Origin of the sequence: Agromyces kandeliae (assembly GCF_009674665.1) — a bacterium.
Lineage (GTDB): Bacteria > Actinomycetota > Actinomycetes > Actinomycetales > Microbacteriaceae > Agromyces > Agromyces kandeliae.
Window position 1 is genome coordinate 37,695 of record NZ_WKJD01000013.1, and the last position, 19,642, is coordinate 57,336.

Annotated in this window: 20 protein-coding genes; 6 read left to right on the forward strand and 14 right to left on the reverse strand. The window is 73.2% G+C overall.

Features of this window, described 5'->3' with window-relative positions; genetic code table 11:
• Positions 1-4 precede the first annotated feature (4 nt).
• The 5 genes from paaE to paaA all read right to left on the reverse strand — a co-directional run bounded on the left by paaE (position 5) and on the right by paaA (position 3,954).
• On the reverse strand, positions 5-1,222 hold the full coding sequence (paaE, locus tag GJR97_RS09705; RefSeq protein WP_154346301.1) for a 1,2-phenylacetyl-CoA epoxidase subunit PaaE: 1,218 nt from the start codon (positions 1,220-1,222) through the stop codon (positions 5-7).
• Complete coding sequence (gene paaD / locus GJR97_RS09710) at positions 1,222-1,755, reverse strand: 1,2-phenylacetyl-CoA epoxidase subunit PaaD (protein WP_324613367.1); 534 nt, start codon at positions 1,753-1,755, stop codon at positions 1,222-1,224. Before paaD ends, paaE begins: the two co-directional genes overlap by 1 nt.
• A complete protein-coding gene (gene paaC / locus GJR97_RS09715) occupies positions 1,752-2,603 on the reverse strand; it encodes a 1,2-phenylacetyl-CoA epoxidase subunit PaaC (RefSeq protein ID WP_324613363.1) in 852 nt (283 codons plus the stop codon). Before paaC ends, paaD begins: the two co-directional genes overlap by 4 nt.
• On the reverse strand, positions 2,600-2,905 hold the full coding sequence (gene paaB / locus GJR97_RS09720) for a 1,2-phenylacetyl-CoA epoxidase subunit PaaB (RefSeq protein WP_067948099.1): 306 nt from the start codon (positions 2,903-2,905) through the stop codon (positions 2,600-2,602). The genes paaC and paaB overlap by 4 nt, the downstream gene beginning before the upstream one ends.
• Before the next feature lie 62 nt (positions 2,906-2,967).
• A complete protein-coding gene (gene paaA, locus GJR97_RS09725) occupies positions 2,968-3,954 on the reverse strand; it encodes a 1,2-phenylacetyl-CoA epoxidase subunit PaaA (RefSeq protein ID WP_154346302.1) in 987 nt (328 codons plus the stop codon).
• A 139-nt stretch (positions 3,955-4,093) separates the two neighbouring features.
• Between paaA and paaI the strand changes: the two genes are divergently transcribed.
• The 4 genes from paaI to GJR97_RS09745 all read left to right on the forward strand — a co-directional run bounded on the left by paaI (position 4,094) and on the right by GJR97_RS09745 (position 7,272).
• Positions 4,094-4,561 (forward strand): hydroxyphenylacetyl-CoA thioesterase PaaI, encoded by a 468-nt coding sequence (gene paaI, locus GJR97_RS09730; RefSeq protein WP_154346303.1) that lies wholly within the window; start codon positions 4,094-4,096, stop codon positions 4,559-4,561.
• Positions 4,562-4,675: 114 nt separating this feature from the next.
• Positions 4,676-5,938: a phenylacetate--CoA ligase PaaK gene (gene paaK / locus GJR97_RS09735; protein ID WP_154346317.1), complete on the forward strand. Its 1,263-nt coding sequence runs from the start codon at positions 4,676-4,678 to the stop codon at positions 5,936-5,938.
• A gap of 141 nt (positions 5,939-6,079) precedes the next feature.
• On the forward strand, positions 6,080-6,697 hold the full coding sequence (locus GJR97_RS09740; RefSeq protein WP_154346304.1) for a TetR/AcrR family transcriptional regulator: 618 nt from the start codon (positions 6,080-6,082) through the stop codon (positions 6,695-6,697).
• Between the two features lie 191 nt (positions 6,698-6,888).
• Entirely contained in the window at positions 6,889-7,272 is a 384-nt protein-coding gene (locus GJR97_RS09745; protein ID WP_154346305.1) for a SpoIIAA family protein, read from the forward strand.
• 31 nt (positions 7,273-7,303) lie between these two features.
• Here GJR97_RS09745 and GJR97_RS09750 read toward each other — a convergent pair whose 3' ends face one another.
• The 4 genes from GJR97_RS09750 to GJR97_RS09765 all read right to left on the reverse strand — a co-directional run bounded on the left by GJR97_RS09750 (position 7,304) and on the right by GJR97_RS09765 (position 10,085).
• Entirely contained in the window at positions 7,304-7,948 is a 645-nt protein-coding gene (locus GJR97_RS09750; protein WP_154346306.1) for a hypothetical protein, read from the reverse strand.
• Positions 7,949-8,023: 75 nt separating this feature from the next.
• Complete coding sequence (locus tag GJR97_RS09755) at positions 8,024-8,791, reverse strand: ABC transporter permease (protein ID WP_154346307.1); 768 nt, start codon at positions 8,789-8,791, stop codon at positions 8,024-8,026.
• A complete protein-coding gene (locus GJR97_RS09760; RefSeq protein WP_154346308.1) occupies positions 8,788-9,525 on the reverse strand; it encodes an ABC transporter ATP-binding protein in 738 nt (245 codons plus the stop codon). Before GJR97_RS09760 ends, GJR97_RS09755 begins: the two co-directional genes overlap by 4 nt.
• Positions 9,522-10,085, reverse strand: a complete 564-nt coding sequence (locus GJR97_RS09765) for a TetR/AcrR family transcriptional regulator (RefSeq protein WP_324613365.1) — start codon at positions 10,083-10,085, stop codon at positions 9,522-9,524. The genes GJR97_RS09760 and GJR97_RS09765 overlap by 4 nt, the downstream gene beginning before the upstream one ends.
• A 90-nt stretch (positions 10,086-10,175) precedes the next feature.
• On the opposite strand from GJR97_RS09765, the gene GJR97_RS09770 reads away from it, so the two are divergent.
• Together GJR97_RS09770 and GJR97_RS09775 are read left to right on the forward strand one after the other, a co-directional pair.
• Entirely contained in the window at positions 10,176-12,278 is a 2,103-nt protein-coding gene (locus tag GJR97_RS09770; protein ID WP_229276201.1) for a RecQ family ATP-dependent DNA helicase, read from the forward strand.
• Positions 12,279-12,369: 91 nt separating this feature from the next.
• Positions 12,370-12,840 carry a GNAT family N-acetyltransferase gene (locus GJR97_RS09775; protein ID WP_154346309.1) on the forward strand — a complete coding sequence of 157 codons (471 nt, stop codon included), beginning with the start codon at positions 12,370-12,372 and terminating at the stop codon, positions 12,838-12,840.
• A 9-nt stretch (positions 12,841-12,849) separates the two neighbouring features.
• On the opposite strand, the gene paaZ is transcribed toward GJR97_RS09775, so the two are convergent.
• From paaZ to GJR97_RS09800, 5 genes are all read right to left on the reverse strand, one after another.
• The gene (gene paaZ, locus GJR97_RS09780) at positions 12,850-14,967 is read right to left on the reverse strand and encodes a phenylacetic acid degradation bifunctional protein PaaZ (RefSeq protein ID WP_154346310.1); all 2,118 of its coding nucleotides are present in this window, start codon (positions 14,965-14,967) and stop codon (positions 12,850-12,852) included.
• A gap of 41 nt (positions 14,968-15,008) precedes the next feature.
• Positions 15,009-15,878: a 3-hydroxyacyl-CoA dehydrogenase family protein gene (locus GJR97_RS09785; RefSeq protein WP_324613366.1), complete on the reverse strand. Its 870-nt coding sequence runs from the start codon at positions 15,876-15,878 to the stop codon at positions 15,009-15,011.
• Complete coding sequence (locus tag GJR97_RS09790) at positions 15,875-16,657, reverse strand: enoyl-CoA hydratase/isomerase family protein (RefSeq protein WP_154346311.1); 783 nt, start codon at positions 16,655-16,657, stop codon at positions 15,875-15,877. Before GJR97_RS09790 ends, GJR97_RS09785 begins: the two co-directional genes overlap by 4 nt.
• Positions 16,654-17,856, reverse strand: a complete 1,203-nt coding sequence (locus GJR97_RS09795) for a thiolase family protein (protein WP_154346312.1) — start codon at positions 17,854-17,856, stop codon at positions 16,654-16,656. Before GJR97_RS09795 ends, GJR97_RS09790 begins: the two co-directional genes overlap by 4 nt.
• 219 nt (positions 17,857-18,075) lie before the next feature.
• Positions 18,076-19,642, reverse strand: a 1,567-nt coding sequence (locus tag GJR97_RS09800; RefSeq protein ID WP_229276202.1) for a DEAD/DEAH box helicase, incomplete at its 5' end; no start/stop codon positions are given.

Sequence of the window (19,642 nt, forward strand, 5' to 3'; positions counted from 1 at the left end):
GTCCTCACACGTCGTAGTCGACCACGACGCGGTCGGACGTGGCGTGCGACTGGCAGGTGAGCACGTAGCCGCGCTCGAGTTCCTCGGGCTCCAGGGCGTAGTTCTCGGTCATGTTCACGCTGCCGTCGACGACCCGCGCGCGGCAGGTGCCGCACACGCCGCCCGCACAGGCGAACGGCACGTCGGAGCGCACGCGGAGCGCCGCGTTGAGGATCGACTCGTTGGCGCTGACCGGGCTGTCGACGCTCGACGAGAGCCCGTCGAGCGTGAACTCGATCGCCACCGTCGGCTCGCCGCGCTCGACCGTGACGGGGCGGCCGTGCCGCGGCTCGGTCGCCCGGTCGGCGTCGGTCGTGAACAGCTCGTACCGGACCCGGCCGACGGGCACGTCGCGGGCCTCGAGCGTGTCGCGTGCGAGTTGCACGAGTTCGAACGGCCCGCACAGGAACCACTCGTCGACGGTCGCCGGCGGGATGAGCGCGTCGAGCATGCGCTCGAGCTTCTCGGCGTCGATGCGCCCCGACAACAGCGGCGCGGTGCGCTGCTCGCGCGAGAGCACGTGGTGCAGCGCGAGTCGGGCCGGGTAGCGGTCCTTCAGCTCGGCGAGCTCCTCGAGGAACATCACGTCGCGCGTCGACCGGTTCGTGTACACGAGCGTGAAGCGCGCGTCGTCGGAACGGGCGAGCACGGTGTGCGCGAGCGCCATGAGCGGCGTGATGCCCGAACCCGCCGCGATGCCGACGACGTGCTTGCCGTCGAGCGAGTCGAGCCCCGAGGTGAACGTGCCCTGCGGGCTCATCACGTCGATGCGATCGCCCGCGGCGAGCTCGGTGTTCGCCCACGTGGAGAAGCGCCCGCCGAGGTCGCGCTTGATCGCGACCGAGACGCTGCCCCGCACCGGCGGTCGGCAGATCGAGTACGACCGCCGGAGCTCGTGCCCGTCGAAGTCGCGTCGGAGCGCGACGTACTGCCCGGGCAGGTACGTGTAGTCGTCGGCGAGCGCGTCGGGCACCGCGAAGGTCACCTCGACCGAGTCGTCGGTCAGCGACCGCACCTCGGCGACCTCGAGCGAGTGGAAGCGCGCGCGCCGGCGCTTGGGTGCCGTGTCGCCGCCGACCGCGCTCGCGAGGAACGCGTCGGCGATCGCGGCATCCGTCTCGAGCGACCCCGAGACGGCGGAGGCGGGCGGGGCTCCCGTGGAGCCCAGGTTGATCGCGGCCATCAGAGCACCTTGAAGTAGTCGAAGGGCTCGAGGCAGTCACGGCACTCGTAGAGCGCCTTGCACGACGTCGAGCCGAAGCGGGCGAGTTCGCGGGTGTTGAGGGAGTCGCAGCGCGGGCACTTGACCGCCAGTTGGAGGCGGATCGGCCCGGCGTCGCGGACGGGCGCGTTCCCGCTCGGCGCCTGGATGCCGTACTTCCGGAGCTTGTCCTTGCCGGCCTCGCTCATCCAGTCGGTGGTCCACGCGGGCGCGAGCACCATCCGCACGTCGACCTCGTCGTAGCCCGCGTGCGTGAGCGCGAGGACGACGTCGTCGCGCATCGCGTCCATGGCGGGGCATCCGCTGTAGGTGGGCGTGAGCTCGACGTGCACGGCGCCGTCCTCGTCGACGACGACCGAGCGGAGCACGCCCAGGTCCTCGATCGTGAGCACGGGCACCTCGGGGTCGGTCACCGTCGCGGCGACGTCCCACGCCGCGCGAGCGGCGGGGTCGCTCGGCACGGGTCGGGCGACGGATGCCCCGGCCGCGGTCACCACGATGCCCCCGGGTGAGCGCGGGCGAGCACCTGCATCTCGGCGAGCAGCGGACCGAGGTGCTCGGTGTGCCTGCCCTCGCGACCGCGGCCGTCGACGACGAACGCGGTTCGACCCTCGGGCCGGGCGAGGTCGGCTTCGGCGAAGACCTGGTCGATCACCGAGTCGAACGCGTCGCGCAGCGACGACGGCAGCGGCACGACGCCCTCGTCGGCGAGCCGCACGACCACGGCGTCATCGCGGAACAGCTCCTCGACGTAGGGCCAGGTCTGCTCCACGGCGCGGACCATGCGGCGACGCGACTCGTCGGTGCCGCCCGCGAGGCGGAGCGTCCACTGGATCGCGTGGTCGCGGTGGTAGTCGACCTCCTTCGACGCCTTCGCGGCGATCGCCGCGAGCGTGGCATCCGTCGAGGCCTCGAGGTGCCGGTAGAGCTCGACGAGGTAGGTCGAGGCGACGAGCTGCCGGGCGATGGTGTGCGCGAAGTCGCCGTTGGGCTGCTCGAACAGCCAGGCGTTGCGGAAGTCGGGCTCGTCGCGGAAGTAGGCGAGGTCGTCCTCGCTGCGGCCGTCGTGCGTGCCCGCGTAGTGCAGCAGCGAGCGCGCGTGGCCGAGCAGGTCGAGCGCGATGTTGCCGAGCGCCACGTCCTCCTCGAGCTCCGGGGCGCGCGTGATCCAGTCGCCGAGGCGCTGCGCGAGCACGAGCGAGTCGTCGCCGAGGCCGAGCGCGTACGCGGCGACGTCGGCGGATGCCGCGTGGCCGGCGCCGGCCGCCTCGCCGGCGAGCTCCTCGGCGAGCGCGACCCGGTCGACCGTGACGTCGCCGTGCGGATCGAGGTCGCCGCTCACAGGTGCTTCACCCCTTCGGACTTCGTGTAGTACACCGCGTGCCGGTAGTTCTTGCCCGCGGGGCTCTCGAAGAAGGCGCCCTTTGCGTCGGGGTCGCTGGTCGTGACCGCGTCGGCGGGCACGACCCAGATCGACACGCCCTCGTTGCGTCGGGTGTACAGGTCGCGGGCGTTGCGCACGGCCATGTCGGCGTCGGGCGCGTGCAGCGACCCGACGTGCACGTGGCTCAGGCCGCGGTTGGCGCGCACGAAGACCTCCCACAGGGGCCAGGCCTCGGTGCCGGTCTCGCCGGGGGTGCTCATCTCGTCTCCTCGTCTCGGTCCGCTCCATCGCGGATCGCGGGTCCAGTGGTGGTGCCGCCCCGTCAGGCGGCGGTCGCAGCTTTCGCGGCCTGCTTGCGGGCGTACTCGGCGGCGGCCTCGCGGACCCACGCGCCGTCCTCGTGGGCCTCGCGGCGGCGGCGCAGGCGCTCGGCGTTCGCCGGGCCGCGACCGGCGAGCACCTCGTGGAACTCGTCCCAGTCGATCTCGCTCATGTCGTACGCCTGGCGCTCCTCGTTCCACGTCAGGTTCGGGTCGGGCAGCGTCACGCCGAGGACCTCGGCCTGCGGCACGAGCATGCCGACGAAGCGCTGACGCAGCTCGTCGTTGGAGAACCGCTTGATGTTCCACGCCATCGACTGGGCCGAGTTCGGCGACTCGTCGTCGGGCGGGCCGAACATCATGAGGCTCGGCCAGTACCAGCGGTCGACGGCGTCCTGCGCCATCCGCTTCTGCTCGTCGGTGCCCTGCATGAGCTCGAGCAGGATCTCGAAGCCCTGCCGCTGGTGGAAGGACTCCTCCTTGCAGATGCGCACCATTGCACGGCCGTACGGACCGTACGACGCGCGGCAGAGCGGCACCTGGTTGCAGATCGCGGCGCCGTCGACGAGCCAGCCGATGGCGCCCATGTCGGCCCACGTCGGGGTCGTGTAGTTGAAGATCGACGAGTAGCGCGCGCGGCCCTCGATGAGCTGCTGCATCATCTCCTCGCGCCCGATGCCGAGCGTCTGGGCGGCCGAGTACAGGTAGAGGCCGTGGCCGGCCTCGTCCTGCACCTTGGCCATGAGGATGGCCTTGCGCTTGAGGCTCGGCGCGCGCGAGATCCAGTTGGACTCGGGCTGCATGCCGATGATCTCGGAGTGCGCGTGCTGGCTGATCTGCCGGATCAGCGTCTTGCGGTACGCGTCGGGCATCCAGTCGCGCGGCTCGATGCGCGAGTCCTTCGCGATGAGGTCGTCGAAGCGCGCCTGCGCCTCGTCGTCGCGGTGCTCATCGATGCTGGCCACGCTCAGCTCGGCGGGTGCGGTCATCGTCGACTCCAATGCTCTCGGGACCGGCGGCGGGTGAGGACACTTTACCAACCGATCGTTCAGTTAGTATATGCTGAGGTTCTGCGCCGGGGCAATCAGGGCCGCCGGCGACTCCCCCGCACTCGATGAGGAGCAGCGCATGACGGATGTCGCGACCGAACGCCAGGGCGGCGGCCGACCGGCCGACGAGCAGGCCGATGCCGAGGCATCCGCTCGCCTCAACCGCGAGATGATGCAGCGCGACCTCGCCTCCGCCATGCTCGGCATGGTCGTCGAACGCGACGATCCCGGGCACGCGGTCGTGTCGATGCGCGTGCGGGAGGACATGACCAACGGATTCGCCATCACCCACGGCGGGCTCGTCTTCACGCTGGCCGACACGGCCTTCGCGATCGCCTGCAACGAGGACCACCGGGTCACCGTCGCCGCGGGCGCCGACATCACCTTCCTCAAGTCAACGGTCGCCGGGCAGACCCTCACCGCCACCGCGGTCCGACGCGCCCGCAACGGCCGCACCGGCCTCTACGACGTGACCGTCGTCGACGAGCAGGGCGACGCCGTCGCCGAGTTCCGCGGCCGCTCGATCTCCACCAACCGAACCATCTGACCCCCGGGAGCCACCGTGTCGACGACGACCCTTCCGCAGTCCCCCATCGAATCGCGCCCCACCGTCTCGGGCCTCGCACCCGCCGCGCCCGACGAGCTCGACCCCGAGGAGCGCATGAGCCGCGCCGAGATCGAGGCGCTCCAGCTCGAACGGCTGCAGTGGACCGTGCGCCACGCCTACGAGAACGTGCCGCTCTACCGCCGCAAGTTCGACGAGCACGGCGTGCATCCCGATGACATCCAGGCACTGGCGGATGTCGCGAAGCTCCCCTTCACGACGAAGGACGACCTCCGCCAGACCTACCCGTTCGGCATGTTCGCGGTCCCGATGGACCAGGTCGCCCGCATCCACGCCTCGTCCGGCACGACCGGCCGGCCGACCGTCGTCGGCTACACGCACGGCGACCTCGACCGCTGGGCGACGCTCGTCGCCCGCTGCCTCCGCGCCAGCGGCGTCCGCCCCGGCATGAAGGTGCACAACGCCTACGGCTACGGCCTCTTCACGGGCGGGCTCGGCGCGCACGCCGGCATCGAGAAGCTCGGTGCCACCGTCATCCCGATGTCGGGCGGCCAGACCGCGCGCCAGGTCCAGCTCATCCGCGACTTCGAGCCCGACGCGATCATGTGCACGCCGAGCTACCTGCTCACGATCGCCGACGCGATGGAGGAGGCGGGCATCGACCCGCGCTCGACGTCGCTGAAGACCGCGATCCTCGGCGCCGAGCCCTGGACCAACGAGATGCGCCAGCGGCTCCAGGACCGCCTCGGCATCGACGCCGTCGACATCTACGGCCTCTCCGAGGTCATGGGCCCGGGCGTCGGCAACGAGTGCATCGAGACCAAGGACGGCCCGCACCTCTGGGAGGACCACTTCCTGCCCGAGGTCATCGACGGCGAGACGGGAGAGCAGCTGCCGGACGGCGAGAAGGGCGAGCTCGTCTTCACGTCGCTGACCAAGGAGGCCTTCCCGGTCATCCGCTACCGCACGCGCGACCTGACCCGCCTCCTGCCGGGTACCGCCCGCCCCGGCATGCGCCGGATGGAGAAGATCACCGGCCGCAACGACGACATGATCATCCTCCGCGGCGTGAACCTCTTCCCGACGCAGATCGAGGAGCTCGTGCTCGGCATCGAGCACCTGACGCCGCACTTCATCCTCGAGCTCACGCGCACCGGGCACATGGACGACCTCACGGTCCGCATCGAGCGCCACCCCGACCTCGAGGTCGAGGCCTGCCGGGCGGCGACCGTCGTGCTCGCGGGGCGGATCAAGGAGTTCATCGGCTCGTCGGTGAGCGTCCGGCTCGAGGAGCCCGGCACGCTGCCGCGCAGCGAGGGCAAGTACAAGCGCGTCTACGACCTCCGCGAGCCGCGCTGATGCGGGCCACGGCCGGGTCGCCCGCGGCGCCACGCCGCGCACGGTCGCCGATCGGACGGAATCGGGCGCCTCGGCTCGGTCAGCGACGCCGAATCGCGTCCTTTCGCGGCGCATCCGAGCCGGGGTGACAGACTGAAGCGGATGTCACCGAACACGACGCTCCGACGAGGCCGCCCCGGGTACGACCAGCAGGGCATCCTCGAGGTCGCCGTCGCGGCCTTCAACGAGTACGGCTACGACGCGACCTCGATGGGCGTGCTCGCCGACCGGCTCGGCCTCTCGAAGTCGGCGATCTACCACCACTTCACGTCGAAGGACGAGATCCTCGAACGCGCGCTCGACCAGGCGCTGTCCGCGCTCGAGGGCGTGCTCGACGCGACCGAGGCCGCCGGTGGCAGCGCCGCCGACCGGCTCGACGGCGTGCTCCGCGGCGCGGTGCGCGTGCTCGTCGACCGGTTGCCCTACGTGACCCTGCTGCTGCGCGTCCGCGGGAACACCGACGTCGAGCGGCGCGCACTCGCCCGCCGGCGCGCGTTCGACAAGCGCGTGACCGCACTCGTGGCCGACGCGCAGGCCGAGGGCTCGCTGCGGTCCGACATCGACGTGCGCATCGTCGAGCGGCTGCTGTTCGGCATGATCAACTCGATCGTCGAGTGGTACCGGCCGGGTGGACGCGAGGATGCCGCACGGCTGGCCGACGACGTCGTCGCGGTCGCGCTCGACGGCCTCCGCGTGCCCGCCGGCGCCCCGCGCACCTGACCCCCGCCACACCCACGCATCGCGCACTTCGGTGACGACAGTCCGTGCGGGTTGCGCCGGGGCGGCACCCGCACGGACCGTCCGCACCGCCCGCCCGCCCGCCGCGGCCGATCGCCGAGGTGTCAGCGGCTCGGAGCCGTGACATCCGCCCCGACCGGCTGCAAGACTGACGCCGGGAGAAGGGGACCCCGATGATCGAGCTGCTCGAGGACCTGCCGGAGGGCGTGATCGGCTTCCGCGCCGTCGGCACCGTGACCGCGGCCGACTACCGCGAGGTGCTCGATCCTGCCATGGACGCCGCGATCGAGACGACCGGGAAGCTCGATTTCGTCATCGTGCTCGGCGAGGAGTTCGACCACTACTCGCTCGGCGCGATGGTCGAGGACGCGAAGCTCATCGGCAGGCCGCTCTCGCTCTGGGACCGGGCCGCCCTCGTGACCGACCGCGACGTGCTCATCGGGATCGCGGTCGCCTTCGGCGGGCTCGTGCCGGGCCAGTTCCGGGCGTTCCCGATCGCGCACCTCGACGACGCGATCGCGTGGGTCGGCGAAGGCGCCGCAGCGACGACGACCTGACCGCCGGGCGGACCGGCACCGGCCGGCGGTCTCAGCGAGCGCCCGCGGCGCTCCCGACCTCGGGGTGCTCCGGCGGCAGACCGTGGCGCTTGCCGGCACGGAGCAGTTCGAGGTTGCGGCGCTCCCAGTCGAGCATCTCCTGGCGCACGCCCTCGAGGATCCGGCTCTCACCGCACGCCGGCAGGGAGCGTCCGCACGTGCACGAGCCCGTCTTCCGGGCGTCCGGATGGTGGAACGCCTGCAGCCGCCAGAGCGCGACCATGGCGGTGTCGACCCGCCGCGACGTCAACTGGGTCGCCCGCTCGGCGCGGCGCACCCGGTCGTCGCGGAGCTGGTCCTGCAGCGCGGCGCCCACCTCGGTCGCGCCGTCGAGCGCCCCCGAGCGCAGCTGGTCGCGCTCCGCGGTGAGGCGGGCCGTGAGCTCGGCCGCTTCCGAGGCCGCGGCCGCAGCTGCCTCGGCCGCGTCGCGCGCCGCGCGGTCGTGGACCTCGAGGATGCCCCGCCAGATCGCGATGTGCTCCCGGTCGCGCTGCTCGGCCCGGTCGGCGCCGAGATGGGATCGGCAGTGGCCGCACACCACCTGGTCGGACGCCGAGGCGAACCGGAACCGCTGCACGCTCCCGCAGCAGAGGCACGGCACGTCGACGTCGGCGTGGAGCGGGTGCTGGTGGGGCATGCGGTCCAGCGTGACCGGCGGGGCGGGCGCGGTCAAGTCCGAGCGGATGCCCCGGGCGGATGCCGCACGGCCGCCTCAGCGATCGAGCTGCAGCCGCGACCACGCGAGCGCGCACAGCGCGCCGAACGCGAGCGGCACGCTCGGCACGACGAGCAGCGCCGCGGCCGGGACCGCGTCGGGCGCGATCGCCCACAGCGCGGGCGCGACGAACGGCACCCATGCCCCGATGTCGGCGAGCGCCGAGACCTGCGCGACCACGATGATCCCGACGGTCGCGGCGATGCCGGGCAGGAGGCCGCGCCCGATCGTCGCGACCCACGCGGCGGGCACCGCGATGAGCGCGGAGAGCACGACGAGCACGGGGATCCGGGCGATCGCGCCGGCGCCGGCGGCATCCGTCGTGCCGTAGCCCATCGCGACGCCCACGATCGCGACGACGCCCGTGAGGGCGACCGCGACCGCGACCGACCAGGCGAGGTAGACCACGAGCTTGCCGAGCGCGATCGCCGGTCGCGACACCGGCAGGCCGAAGAGCGCCGCGACGGTGCCGTCGGCGAACTCGCGGCCGAACATCCAGCTGAGGGCGACGCCGAACGCGAGCACGCCGGCCGCAGCCGTGATCTGGAGGACGACCCCGACGAGGCCCGCCCACCCCGGCACGCCCGCGAGCGGGCCGAGCTTGGCGAGCACCTGCTCGTCGCCGGATGCCGCGGCGAGCAGCATCCCGAGCGCCAGCACGCCCACGCCCACCACGAGGAGCGCCGTGGTCGACGCCATCACCCGGGAGGCGATCGCCTTGCGCGCCTCGACCGCGACCGCCACGCCGAGCCCCGCGCCGCTCATGCGGCGGCCCTCCGGGTCGCGTCGTCGTCGTGGACGAGCGCGAAGAACGCGCGCTCGAGGTCGAACCCGCCGGGGTCGAGCGACCCGATGATCCGCCCGTCGTTGAGGACCGTGATGCGGTCGGCGACGCGGGCGACCTCGTCGAGGTGGTGGCTCGAGACGAGGATGCCGGCACCGGCGGCGGCCCGCCGCAGCAGCGACTCGCGCAGCACGATGACCCCGGCCGGGTCGAGCCCGTTCGTCGGCTCGTCGAGCACGATCGCCTCGGGCTCGTGCAGCAGCGCCCCCGCGATGCCGACGCGCTGGCGGTTGCCGAGCGAGAGCCGACCGGCGCGCACGCCCGCGTACCGGCCGAGGTCGAACTCGTCGATCGCCCGGTCGACGGCCGCGCGCACGCCCGCGCGGTCGAGGCCGTGGAGGCGCGCGGCGACCTCGAGGTTCGCGCGGCCCGTGAGCTCGGCGTAGGCGAGCGGGTGCTCGACGAGCTGGCCGACGCGCGCCCAGGTCGCGGCATCCGCTCGGCTCACGTCGACGCCGCACACGCGCACCTCGCCCGAGTCGGGCCGCAGCATGCCGAGGAACAGTCGCATGAGCGTCGTCTTGCCCGCGCCGTTCAGGCCGACCAGCGCGTGGATCTCGCCCGCCGCCACGTCGAGGTCGATGCCGTGCACGCCCGCGCCGCCGCGGAACGCACGCGCGACGCCGCGGCCCTCGAACCGGGGTGCGGCGCTCATGCCTCGCCCGCCACGACGTCGAGGGCGCGCTCGATGGCCGCGCCGAGGGTGTCGATCTCGCCGTCGGCCCACGCGTAGAGGCCCGTGACGAGTGCGGCGATCACGGCGGATGCGGCGGCGCGCGCGTCGAACGCGGGCGCCCCGTCGGCGACGAGCCGGGCGACGATCGCCTGCTCGGTGTTCCCGGTGCTCCGCCACATGGCCCCGCGCAGCGCCGGCGTGCGGGCCGCGATCCGCACCCGCCGCCGGATCTCCGGCTGCTCGGGTTCGGGCAGCGTCCGCCAGGCCGAGCGGATGCCGCGTGCCGCGCGCTGCAGGGGCGGCAGCTCGCGCGGCTGGTCGCCGATGCCCTCGGCGAGGAACGGGTCGTACGGGTCCTCGAGCACGAGCAGCTCCTTGGTGGCGAAGTGACGGAAGAAGGTCATCTCGCTGACGCCCGCGGCCCGCGCGATCTCCGCGGCGGAGGTCTGGTCGTACCCCTGACGCTCGATGAGGTCGAGCCCGTGGTCGATCAGGCGTTGCCGGGTACGGAGGCGCCTCGGCGTCGGGGTGGTGGTCACGAGATAATGTTAGCCACTAACATTCAACCGGGCAAGGTGCGGATGCCGACCCCGCTCGCGCCTGTCAGCCGCATGCGGAAGGGTGGACGAATGCCCTCCCCCGAACCGACCACCACGGCCGACCTCCGCGCCGAGGCGCTCGCCGCGCTCCGCGAGCTCGTCGGCCGCGACGACGCCGAGTTCCACGACGGCCAGTTCGAGGCGATCGAGGCCCTCGTCGCCGGCCGCCGGCGGGCGCTCGTCGTGCAGCGGACGGGCTGGGGCAAGTCCGCCGTGTACTTCGTCGCGACGCTGCTGCTCCGCCGCCGCGGCGGGGGGCCGACCATCCTCGTGTCGCCCCTGCTCGCGCTCATGCGCGACCAGGTCGCGGCCGCCGAACGAGCGGGCGTGCGGGCGGTCTCGATCAACTCGGCCAACGCGCACGAGTGGCAGGAGGTGCTGGCACGCCTCGACGCCGACGAGGTCGACGTGCTGCTCGTCTCGCCCGAGCGGCTGAACAACCCGTCGTTCCGCGAGCAGCAGCTGCCCTCGCTCGTGCGCCGGCTCGGCATGCTCGTCGTCGACGAGGCGCACTGCATCAGCGACTGGGGCCACGACTTCCGGCCCGACTACCGCCGCCTGCGCGATCTCATCGCCGAGATCCCGGCCGACGTGCCCGTGCTCGCGACGACGGCGACCGCGAACAGCCGGGTCGTGGCGGATGTCGCGGAGCAGCTCGGCACCGACGTGCTCACGATCCGCGGGCCGCTCGCCCGGTCCTCGCTCCGGCTCGGCGTGCTCCGGCTGCCCGACTCGACCGGCCGGCTCGCGTGGCTCATCGACCACCTCGACGACCTGCCCGGCTCGGGCATCGTCTACGCGCTCACCGTCTCGGCAGCAGTCGACACCGCGCGCGTGCTGCGCGAGCGCGGCCACGACGTGCGCGCCTACACCGGGCAGACCGACCCCGACGAGCGCGAGGAGTCCGAGGGCATGCTGAAGCGCAACGAGGTCAAGGCGCTCATCGCGACGAGCGCGCTCGGCATGGGCTTCGACAAGCCCGACCTCGGCTTCGTCGTGCACCTCGGCGCGCCGTCGTCGCCCGTCGCGTACTACCAGCAGGTCGGCCGCGCGGGGCGCGCCAGCGAGAACGCCGACGTGCTGCTGCTGCCCGGGCGCGAGGACCCGGCGATCTGGCACTACTTCGCGACCGCGTCGATGCCCGACGAGGAGCGCGCGCGACGCGTCATCGACGAGCTCTCCGACGTGCCGCTCTCGACGCCCGCGCTCGAGGCGCGCGTCGACATCCGCCGCACCCCGCTCGAGCTCCTGCTGAAGGTGCTCGACGTCGACGGCGCGGTGCGCCGCGTGCAGGGCGGCTGGGTTGCGACCGGCGCGCCGTGGAGCTACGACGCCGAGCGCTACCGCCGCATCGCGGAGGAACGCGAGGCCGAGCAGCGCCACATGCTCGAGTACGAGCAGACCGACGGATGCCGCATGGCCTTCCTCCAGCGATCGCTCGACGACGACACGGCGGCGCCGTGCGGGCGATGCGACCGATGCGCGGGTGCCTGGTATCCGGGCGAGGTCGATGCGGATGCCTCGGCCGCCGCCGCGACCGCGCTCGACCGGGTCGGCACGCCGATCGAGCCGCGCCGCGCCTGGCCCACGGGGGCCGACCGGTTGGGCGTGCCCGTGAAGGGGCGCATCGCGCCGGGCGAGCAGGCCGCCGAGGGTCGCGCGCTCGCGCGGCTCACCGACCTCGGTTGGGGCTCGACGCTCCGAGAGCTCTTCGCGCCGAATGCGCCCGACGCCCCCGTGCCGGCGCGCGTGCTCGACGCGTGCGTGCGCGTGCTCGCCGAGTGGGGCTGGTCCGAGCGGCCGGTGGCCGTGGCATCCGTGCCCTCGCGCTCGCGCCCGCAGCTCGTCGAGTCGCTCGCACGCGGGCTCTCCGAGGTCGGTCGGCTGCCGTACCTCGGCGAGCTCGCCCCGGTCGACGGCGGTCCGACGGGTGGCCCGGGCGGCAACAGCGCGTTCCGGCTCTCCGGCGTCTGGAACCGCTTCACCGCCGACGGCCTCGACGTTCCGGCGGGCGGCGTGCTGCTCGTCGACGACCTCGCCGACAGCCGCTGGACCCTCACGATCGCCGCGCGCGAGCTCCGCCGAGCGGGCGCCGCCGAGGTGCTCCCGTTCACGCTCGCCCTGCGCGGCTGAGCGCCGCCGGGCTGCGGGGCGGCCGGGCTACGGGGCCGGGCTGCGGTCCCGCCGGGCTGCCGGCGATCGACGTCCGCGATAGCGTCGGTGCATGGAGTTCCGGGCGGCGCGACCCGGCGAGGCGGACGAACTCGGCCGCCTCGTCCTCGGCGGCGTCGCGCACTGGGGCCACGACGTGAACTTCCCCGGGGCCGTGGCGAGCCTGAAGGAGCACGACATGCCGACGGCCGCCTTCATCGAGGCGAACACCGTCGAGGCCCTCGTCGGCGACGGCCGCGTCGTGGGGTTCTACAGCCTCGTCGACGAGCCGGAGTTCGTGGACCTCGTCCACATGTTCCTCGCCGTCGACCGCATCGGGGCCGGCGACGGACGACGACTGTTCGAGCGCGCGACCAGCGTGGCGCGCGGGCGCGCGGACCGCATGCGCATCCTCTCCGACCCCGCGGCGAAGGGCTTCTACGCGGCGATGGGCGCGAACCTCGAGCGCGAGATCGAGGCCGCCCCGGGCTTCCTGCTCGGGCTCATGTGGTTCGACCTCGGAGATCGCACCGACGCGCGCTGACCGCCCCGGTCAGGCCGGCTGCGGCTGTGCGCCGGCGTCGACGACGGCCGGGGCGCCGCCCGCGGCGTCGCCCGCCTGCTCCTTCGCGACGAGCGTCAGCACGTCGTACGTCGCGACGAGCTCGTCGCGCTGGTTCTTCAGCACCGCGTCCCACCGCACCTCGCCGTACTCGTCGGTCTCGCGCGGCGTGATCTGCTTCGCCGTGAGCTCGACGCGGATCTCGTCCCCGGGCGACACCGGCGTGATGAAGCGCAGGTTCTCGAGGCCCGAGTTCGCGAGCACCGGCCCCGGCGCGGCATCCACGAAGAGCCCGGCGGCCCACGACACCAGCAGGTAGCCGTGCGCGACGCGCCCCGGGAAGAACGGGTTCGCGGCCGCGGCCGCCTCGTCCATGTGCGCGTAGAACGTGTCGCCCGTGAAGTTCGCGAACGTCTCGATGTCCTCGAGCGTCACGGTGCGCGACGGCGACGCGACCTGGTCGCCGATCCGCAGCTCCGCGAGCGACTTCCGGAACGGGTGCACGTCGCCCGACTCGGCGTACGGCCGCGCCGCCGCGCCCGAGTGCCAGACGCCCGTGAGCGCGGTGAGCATCGCGGGCGAACCCTGAACGGCCGTGCGCTGCATGTGGTGGAACACGGCGCGGATGCCGCCGAGCTCCTCGCCGCCGCCCGCGCGGCCGGGGCCGCCGTGCACGAGGTGCGGCACGGGCGAGCCGTGGCCGGTCGACGTGCGCGCGTCGTCACGGTCGAGGAAGAGGAGGCGGCCGTTCATCGCGGCGATCCCGGACGCGAGTGCGACCGCGACGTCCGGGTCGTGCGTGGCGACGCTCGTGACGAGCGAGCCGCCTCCGCGGGCCACGAGGTCGACCGCCTGGTCGATGGTGTCGTAGGCGATGACGGATGCCACGGGGCCGAACGCCTCGACCTCGTGCACCGCGTCGGCCGTGGCATCCGTGAAGCTCAGCAGCATGGGCGCGACGAACGCGCCGTCGGCGTCGACGCCCTCGGGGGCGTCGGTCGAGCCGATGACCAGCTCGCCGCCGGCCTCCTGGAGCCGGCGCACCTGCCGGAGCACCTCGTCGCGCTGCGCGATCGAGGCCAGCGGACCCATCGTGACGCCCTCGCTGCGCGGGTCGCCGACGACGACCTTCGCGGCGAGGCGCGCACGCACGGCGTCGACGAGCGCGTCGACGGAGGCCGCGGGCACGATCGCACGGCGGATGGCCGTGCACTTCTGCCCGGCCTTCGAGGTCATCTCGACGACGAGCTGCGCGACGTAGGCGTCGAACTCGGGCGTGCCGGGCACCGCGTCGGTACCGAGCACGGAGGCGTTGATCGAGTCGGTCTCGCTCGTGAACCGCACGCCACCGGTCTGCACCGAGTCGTGCGCGCGGAGGCGCTCGGCCGTCGACGCCGAGCCGGTGAAGGCGACGAGGTCGCCGACGCGGAGGTGGTCGAACAGGTCGGGCACGCTGCCCGACACGAGCTGGAGCGAACCCGCGGGCAGGAGCCCCGACTCGACGAGGATGCGCACGAACGCCTCGGCGAGGTAGCCGGTCGGCGTCGCGGGCTTCACGACGGTCGGCACGCCGGCGAGGAACGCGGGCGCGAACTTCTCGAGCGAACCCCAGACGGGGAAGTTGAAGGCGTTGATCTGCACGGCGACGCCGGGCAGGCGCGTGTAGACGTGGCGGCCGATGAACGAGCCGTCCTTCGAGAGCGGCTCGACCGGACCGTCGACGACGACCTTCGCGTTCGGCAGCTCGCGCCGGCCCTTCGACGAGTAGGTGAAGAGCACGCCGATGCCGCCGTCGATGTCGACCCACGAGTCGCGCTTGGTCGCGCCGGTGCGCGCCGACACCTCGTACAGCTCGGCCTTGCGCTCGGTGAGCGCGAGCGCCATCTGCTTGAGCAGCACGGCGCGCTGGTGGAAGGTGAGCTCGCCGAGCGAGCGCTGGCCGACGGTGCGCGCGTGCTCGAGCACGGCGCCGAGGTCGAGCCCCTCGGTCGAGACGCGCGCGACGACCTCGCCGGTCGACGCGTCACGGACCTCGGTGGCGGATGCCTTGGCCGAGGCGTCGGGGGTCCACCATGCGTCGCGGACGTAGCTGGGCAGGATGCCGGTCATGTGGGTCTCCTCGGTCGAATCGGTCGTGGCGGCGACGCGCGTCACTGCGCGTCCCACAGGTGGAAGCCCTCGCCGGTCTTTCGACCGAGCTTGCCCTCGGCGACCATGCGGCGCAGGAGGGCGGGCGGTTCGAATCGCTCGCCGAGCTCGCCCGCGAGGTACTCGGCGATGCCGAGCCGCACGTCGAGTCCGACGAGGTCGGTGAGCCGCAGCGGGCCCACGGGGTGCTTGTAGCCGAGCACCATCGCGGTGTCGATGTCCTCGGCGGAGGCGACGCCCTCCTCGAGCATGCGGATCGCCTCGAGTCCGAGTGCGACGCCGAGCCGGCTCGAGGCGAAGCCCGGGGCGTCGTGGACGACGATCGGGGCCTTGCCGATCGCCTCGACCCAACCGCGCGCCTCCTCGACGAGCGCGCCGTCGGTGGCGGTGCCGCGCACGATCTCGACGAGTGCCGACGCGGGAACCGGGTTGAAGAAGTGAAGGCCCAGGAATCGCTCGGGCCGGTCGAGCCGCCCGGCGAGCTCGTCGATCGAGATCGACGACGTGTTCGACGCGAGCGCGGCATCCGCCCCCAACGCGGCCTCGACGCGGGTGAGCGCGTCGACCTTCAGGTCGAGGTCCTCCGGCACCGCCTCGACGACGAGGTCGGATCCCGCGAAGTCGGCGACGTCGGTCGCGACCCCGAACCGCGCGCCGAGCGCGTCGGCGGTCTCGTCGGTGGTGCCGCGGGCGACGGATGCCGCGACGGAGTCGAGCACGCGCGTGCGAGCCGCCTCCGCGGCATCCGCGTCGCGCTCGACGACGGTGACGCGAGATCCGGCGAGGAGGAACGCGTGCGCGATGCCCGCGCCCATGCGTCCCCCGCCGAGGACGCCGACCCGCTCCGGTGCCGTCGTGGTCGTCTCGTTCACGTCGCGCTCCTCTTCGACCGCCGCTCGAGGAACTCGGTCATCCGGCGGTGCTTCTCGGGACTCTCGAACAGCACCGCCTGCTCCTCGAGGTCGACGTGCGGGTGGTCGGTGCGCGGCGCACGCAGCACGCGCTTGGTCGCCATGGTCGCCGCGGGGTCGTTCCTCGCGATGCGGTCGGCGATCGCGTGCGCCTCGTCGAGGAGGTCGGCGGTCGGGTGCACGGCCGTGATCAGTCCGATCGAGAGCGCCTCGGCGGCGTCGACGACCCGCCCGGTGAGGAGCATCTCCGCCGCGCGGGCCTCGCCGACGATCTCCTTCAGCCGCCAGGTCGCCCCGGCGGCCGGGATGATGCCGAGGCCGGTCTCGGGATTGCCGAACTTCGCGTCGGGCGTGGCGATGCGGATGTCGGCCGCGAACGCGAGCTCGGCCCCGCCGCCCAGCGCCCAGCCGTCGACGGCGGCGATGACCGGCATCGGCAGTTCGTTGATGCGGATGAATGCGTTCGCGTTGATGCCCGCGCGCGCGTCGGCGGCGGTGCGCTCGCGCATCTGCGCGATATCGGCGCCCGACGCGAACACTCCGTCGGTGCCGGTGAGGACCAGGATGCGCGGTTCGGCCTCGAGCTCGGCGCACAGCGCATGGATCGCGTCGATCGTCGCCTGGTCGATCGCGTTGCGCTTGTCGGGTCGGTTCAGGGTCGCGATGACGCGATCGTCGCGTCGCTCGACGAGGAGCGGCTGCGGCGCGTCGGGCGACACCGCGACATCCGGCGCGTTCATCGCACGCCCTCGACGATCAAGGCGCTGCCCTGGCCGACGCCGACGCACATCGTCGCGAGGCCGTAGCGCGAGCCCTCGCGCTCCATGCGGCCGAGGAGGGTCACGACGAGGCGTGCCCCCGACGAGCCGAGCGGATGCCCCAGTGCGATCGCCCCGCCGTCGGCGTTGACCCGCTCGGGGTCGAGTCCGAGCCGGCGCATCGACGCGAGCGACTGCGTCGCGAACGCCTCGTTGAGCTCGATCGAGCCGATGTCGTCGAGCGAGACGCCCGAGCGCTCGAGCGCCTTCTCGGTCGCGGGTACGGGCCCGAGGCCCATGATCTCGGGGGCGAGGCCGGCGGAGGCGCCCACCACGACGCGGGCGCGCGGGGTGAGCCCGTAGCGCTCGACGGCGGACGCGCTCGCGACGACGATCGCGCTCGCGCCGTCGTTGAGGGAGCTCGAGTTGCCCGCGGTGACCACGCTGCCGCCCTTCACGACGGGACGGAGCCCGGCGAGGACGTCGAGCGAGGTGTCGCGGCGCGGGCCCTCGTCGACGAGCACCTCGCCGCGAGCCGTCGGCACGCCGACGATCTCGGCCTCGAACCGGCCGGCGTCGATCGCGGCGGCGGCGCGCTGCTGGCTGCGAAGGGCGAACGCGTCGGCCTCCTCGCGCGTGATGCCGTCGATGCGCGCGACCTCCTCGGCCGTCTCGGGCATCGAGAAGGTCGCCTTGTCGCGGGCGAGCAGCTTCGCGTTCGGGAAGCGCCAGCCGATCGACGTGTCGTAGGCGTCGCCGGGCTTCGCCCACGGCTTCTCGGGCTTCGCCTGCACCCAGGGCGCGCGGGTCATCGACTCGACGCCGCCCGCCACGATGAGGTCGGCGTCACCTGCGCGGATCGCCTGCGCCGCCATGGTGATGGCCGACATGCCCGACGCGCAGAGACGGTTCACGGTGATGCCCGGCACCGAGTCGGGGAGCCCGGCGAGCAGCACCGACATGCGGGCGACGTTGCGGTTGTCCTCGCCGGCCTGGTTGGCGGCGCCGAGGATGACCTCGTCGATCGCGCCCTCCTCGATCGCGTCGAGCTCGAGCCCGGCGCGGCGGATCGCCTGGCCGACGACGAGGCTCGCGAGGTCGTCGGGCCGCACGCTCGCGAGCACGCCGCCGTACCGACCCACCGGGGTCCGCACCCCGCCGACGAGATACGCCTCCGCCATGTTCTGCTCCTGACCGCGCTGTCGGGACCGTCGGCCGCGTCCGGGCGGCCTCCGCGTCATCCGTTCCGGCTGCTTTCACAACCGACCGTTCAGTCAGTAAGTATGCCGGAGGGCCGGTCCGATCGCCAGTCGAGGCGCGTCCGGAAGGCGACGAAGGCCCCGACCGGGTGGTCGGGGCCTTCGTCGTGGGGGCAGGCGGATGCCGCGTGGCGGCGTGCTCTACTCGGCGGGCTCGTCCTCGGCGCTCGGCGCAGCGGCGGCGGGGGCCGCCGTGCGGATCGGGCCGAGGTCTGCGAGCAGCTCGTCGCCGAGGCGGACGTCCTCGAAGTCGACGTCGATCTCGGCGCGACCGAGGAGCTCGGACAGGCGGCGCTGGCGGTTGCGCGGGATCAGCGTGACGACGCGACCCTCACGGCCGGCACGGCCGGTGCGGCCGGAGCGGTGCAGGTACGTCTTGTACTCGTCGGGCGCGTCGGCCTGGATGACGAGGTCGATGTCGTCGACGTGGATGCCCCGGGCGGCGACGTCGGTCGCGACGAGCACGTCGACCCGGCCGCTGGTGAGCTGGTGCAGGTTGCGCGTGCGCTTGGCCTGGTTCAGGTCGCCGTGCAGGGCGACGGCGAAGATCCCCGCGTCCTCGAGGTGCATCGCCAGGTCCTCGGCGAACGCGCGGGTCCGCGAGAAGATCAGCGTCTTGCCGTTGCGATCGGCGAGGCGGGCGACGATGTCGCGCTTGTCGCGGTTGTCGATGACGAACACGCGGTGCTCGATCGTGCCCGAGGCCTGGTCCTCGCCGGCGACCTCGTGCACGGCCGGTTCGACGAGGAACTCGTCCACGAGCGCGGCCACGCCCGTGTCGAGCGTCGCGGAGAAGAGGAGTTTCTGGCTGCCCTCGGCGGTGCGCCGGAGGATCCGCTGCACCGGCTCGAGGAACCCGAGGTCGCACATGTGGTCGGCCTCGTCGAGGACGGTGATGCTGGTCTCGGAGAGGTCGAGGCGACCCTGCTCGATGAGGTCCTCGATGCGACCCGGCGTGCCGATCACGATGTCGACGCCGCGCTGCAGCGCGCCGACCTGGCGGCCCTGCGGGACGCCGCCGTAGATCTGCGTCGTGAAGAGGCCGACGCTCTGGGCGATCGGCTGCACGGTCCGGTCGATCTGCAGGGCGAGCTCGCGCGTCGGTGCGAGGATCAGGGCCCGGGGCTTCCGGCCCATCTGGCGCTTGCCGCCCGACTTGCCGGAGGCGGCCCAGTCCTGCATCAGCCGCTCGACGGTCGGGGCGCCGAAGGCGATGGTCTTGCCCGAACCGGTGCGGCCGCGGCCGAGGACGTCGCGGCCCTCGAGCACGACCGGGATGGTCGCCGCCTGGATCGGGAAGGGCGACTCGGCGCCGAGTGCGCTCAGCGCACGCACGATGTTGTCGCCGAGGCCGAGGTCGGCGAAGCGGATGCCGTCGACCTGCTCGGCCTGGATGGCGTCGGCCTCGAGGCGCTCGAGCACCACGTCGTCGGCCGGCCCGAACCGCTCGGTGCGGTCGCTGCGCTCCGCCCGGTCCTTCGCCGGGTAGAACGACGACGGACGGCGCTCGGAGTCGCGGAAGCCGGGACGGTCGAACTCACGGCCGCGGCGCGGCGCACGCTCGTCGCGGTCGAACGATCGGCCGGGGCGCTCGTCGCGATCGGAGCGGCGGGGGGCGCGGTCGTCGCGGTCGAAGGAGCGCGCGGGACGCTCGTCGCGGTCGTACCGACGGGCCCCACGGTCATCCCGGTCGAACGAGCGCGCGGGA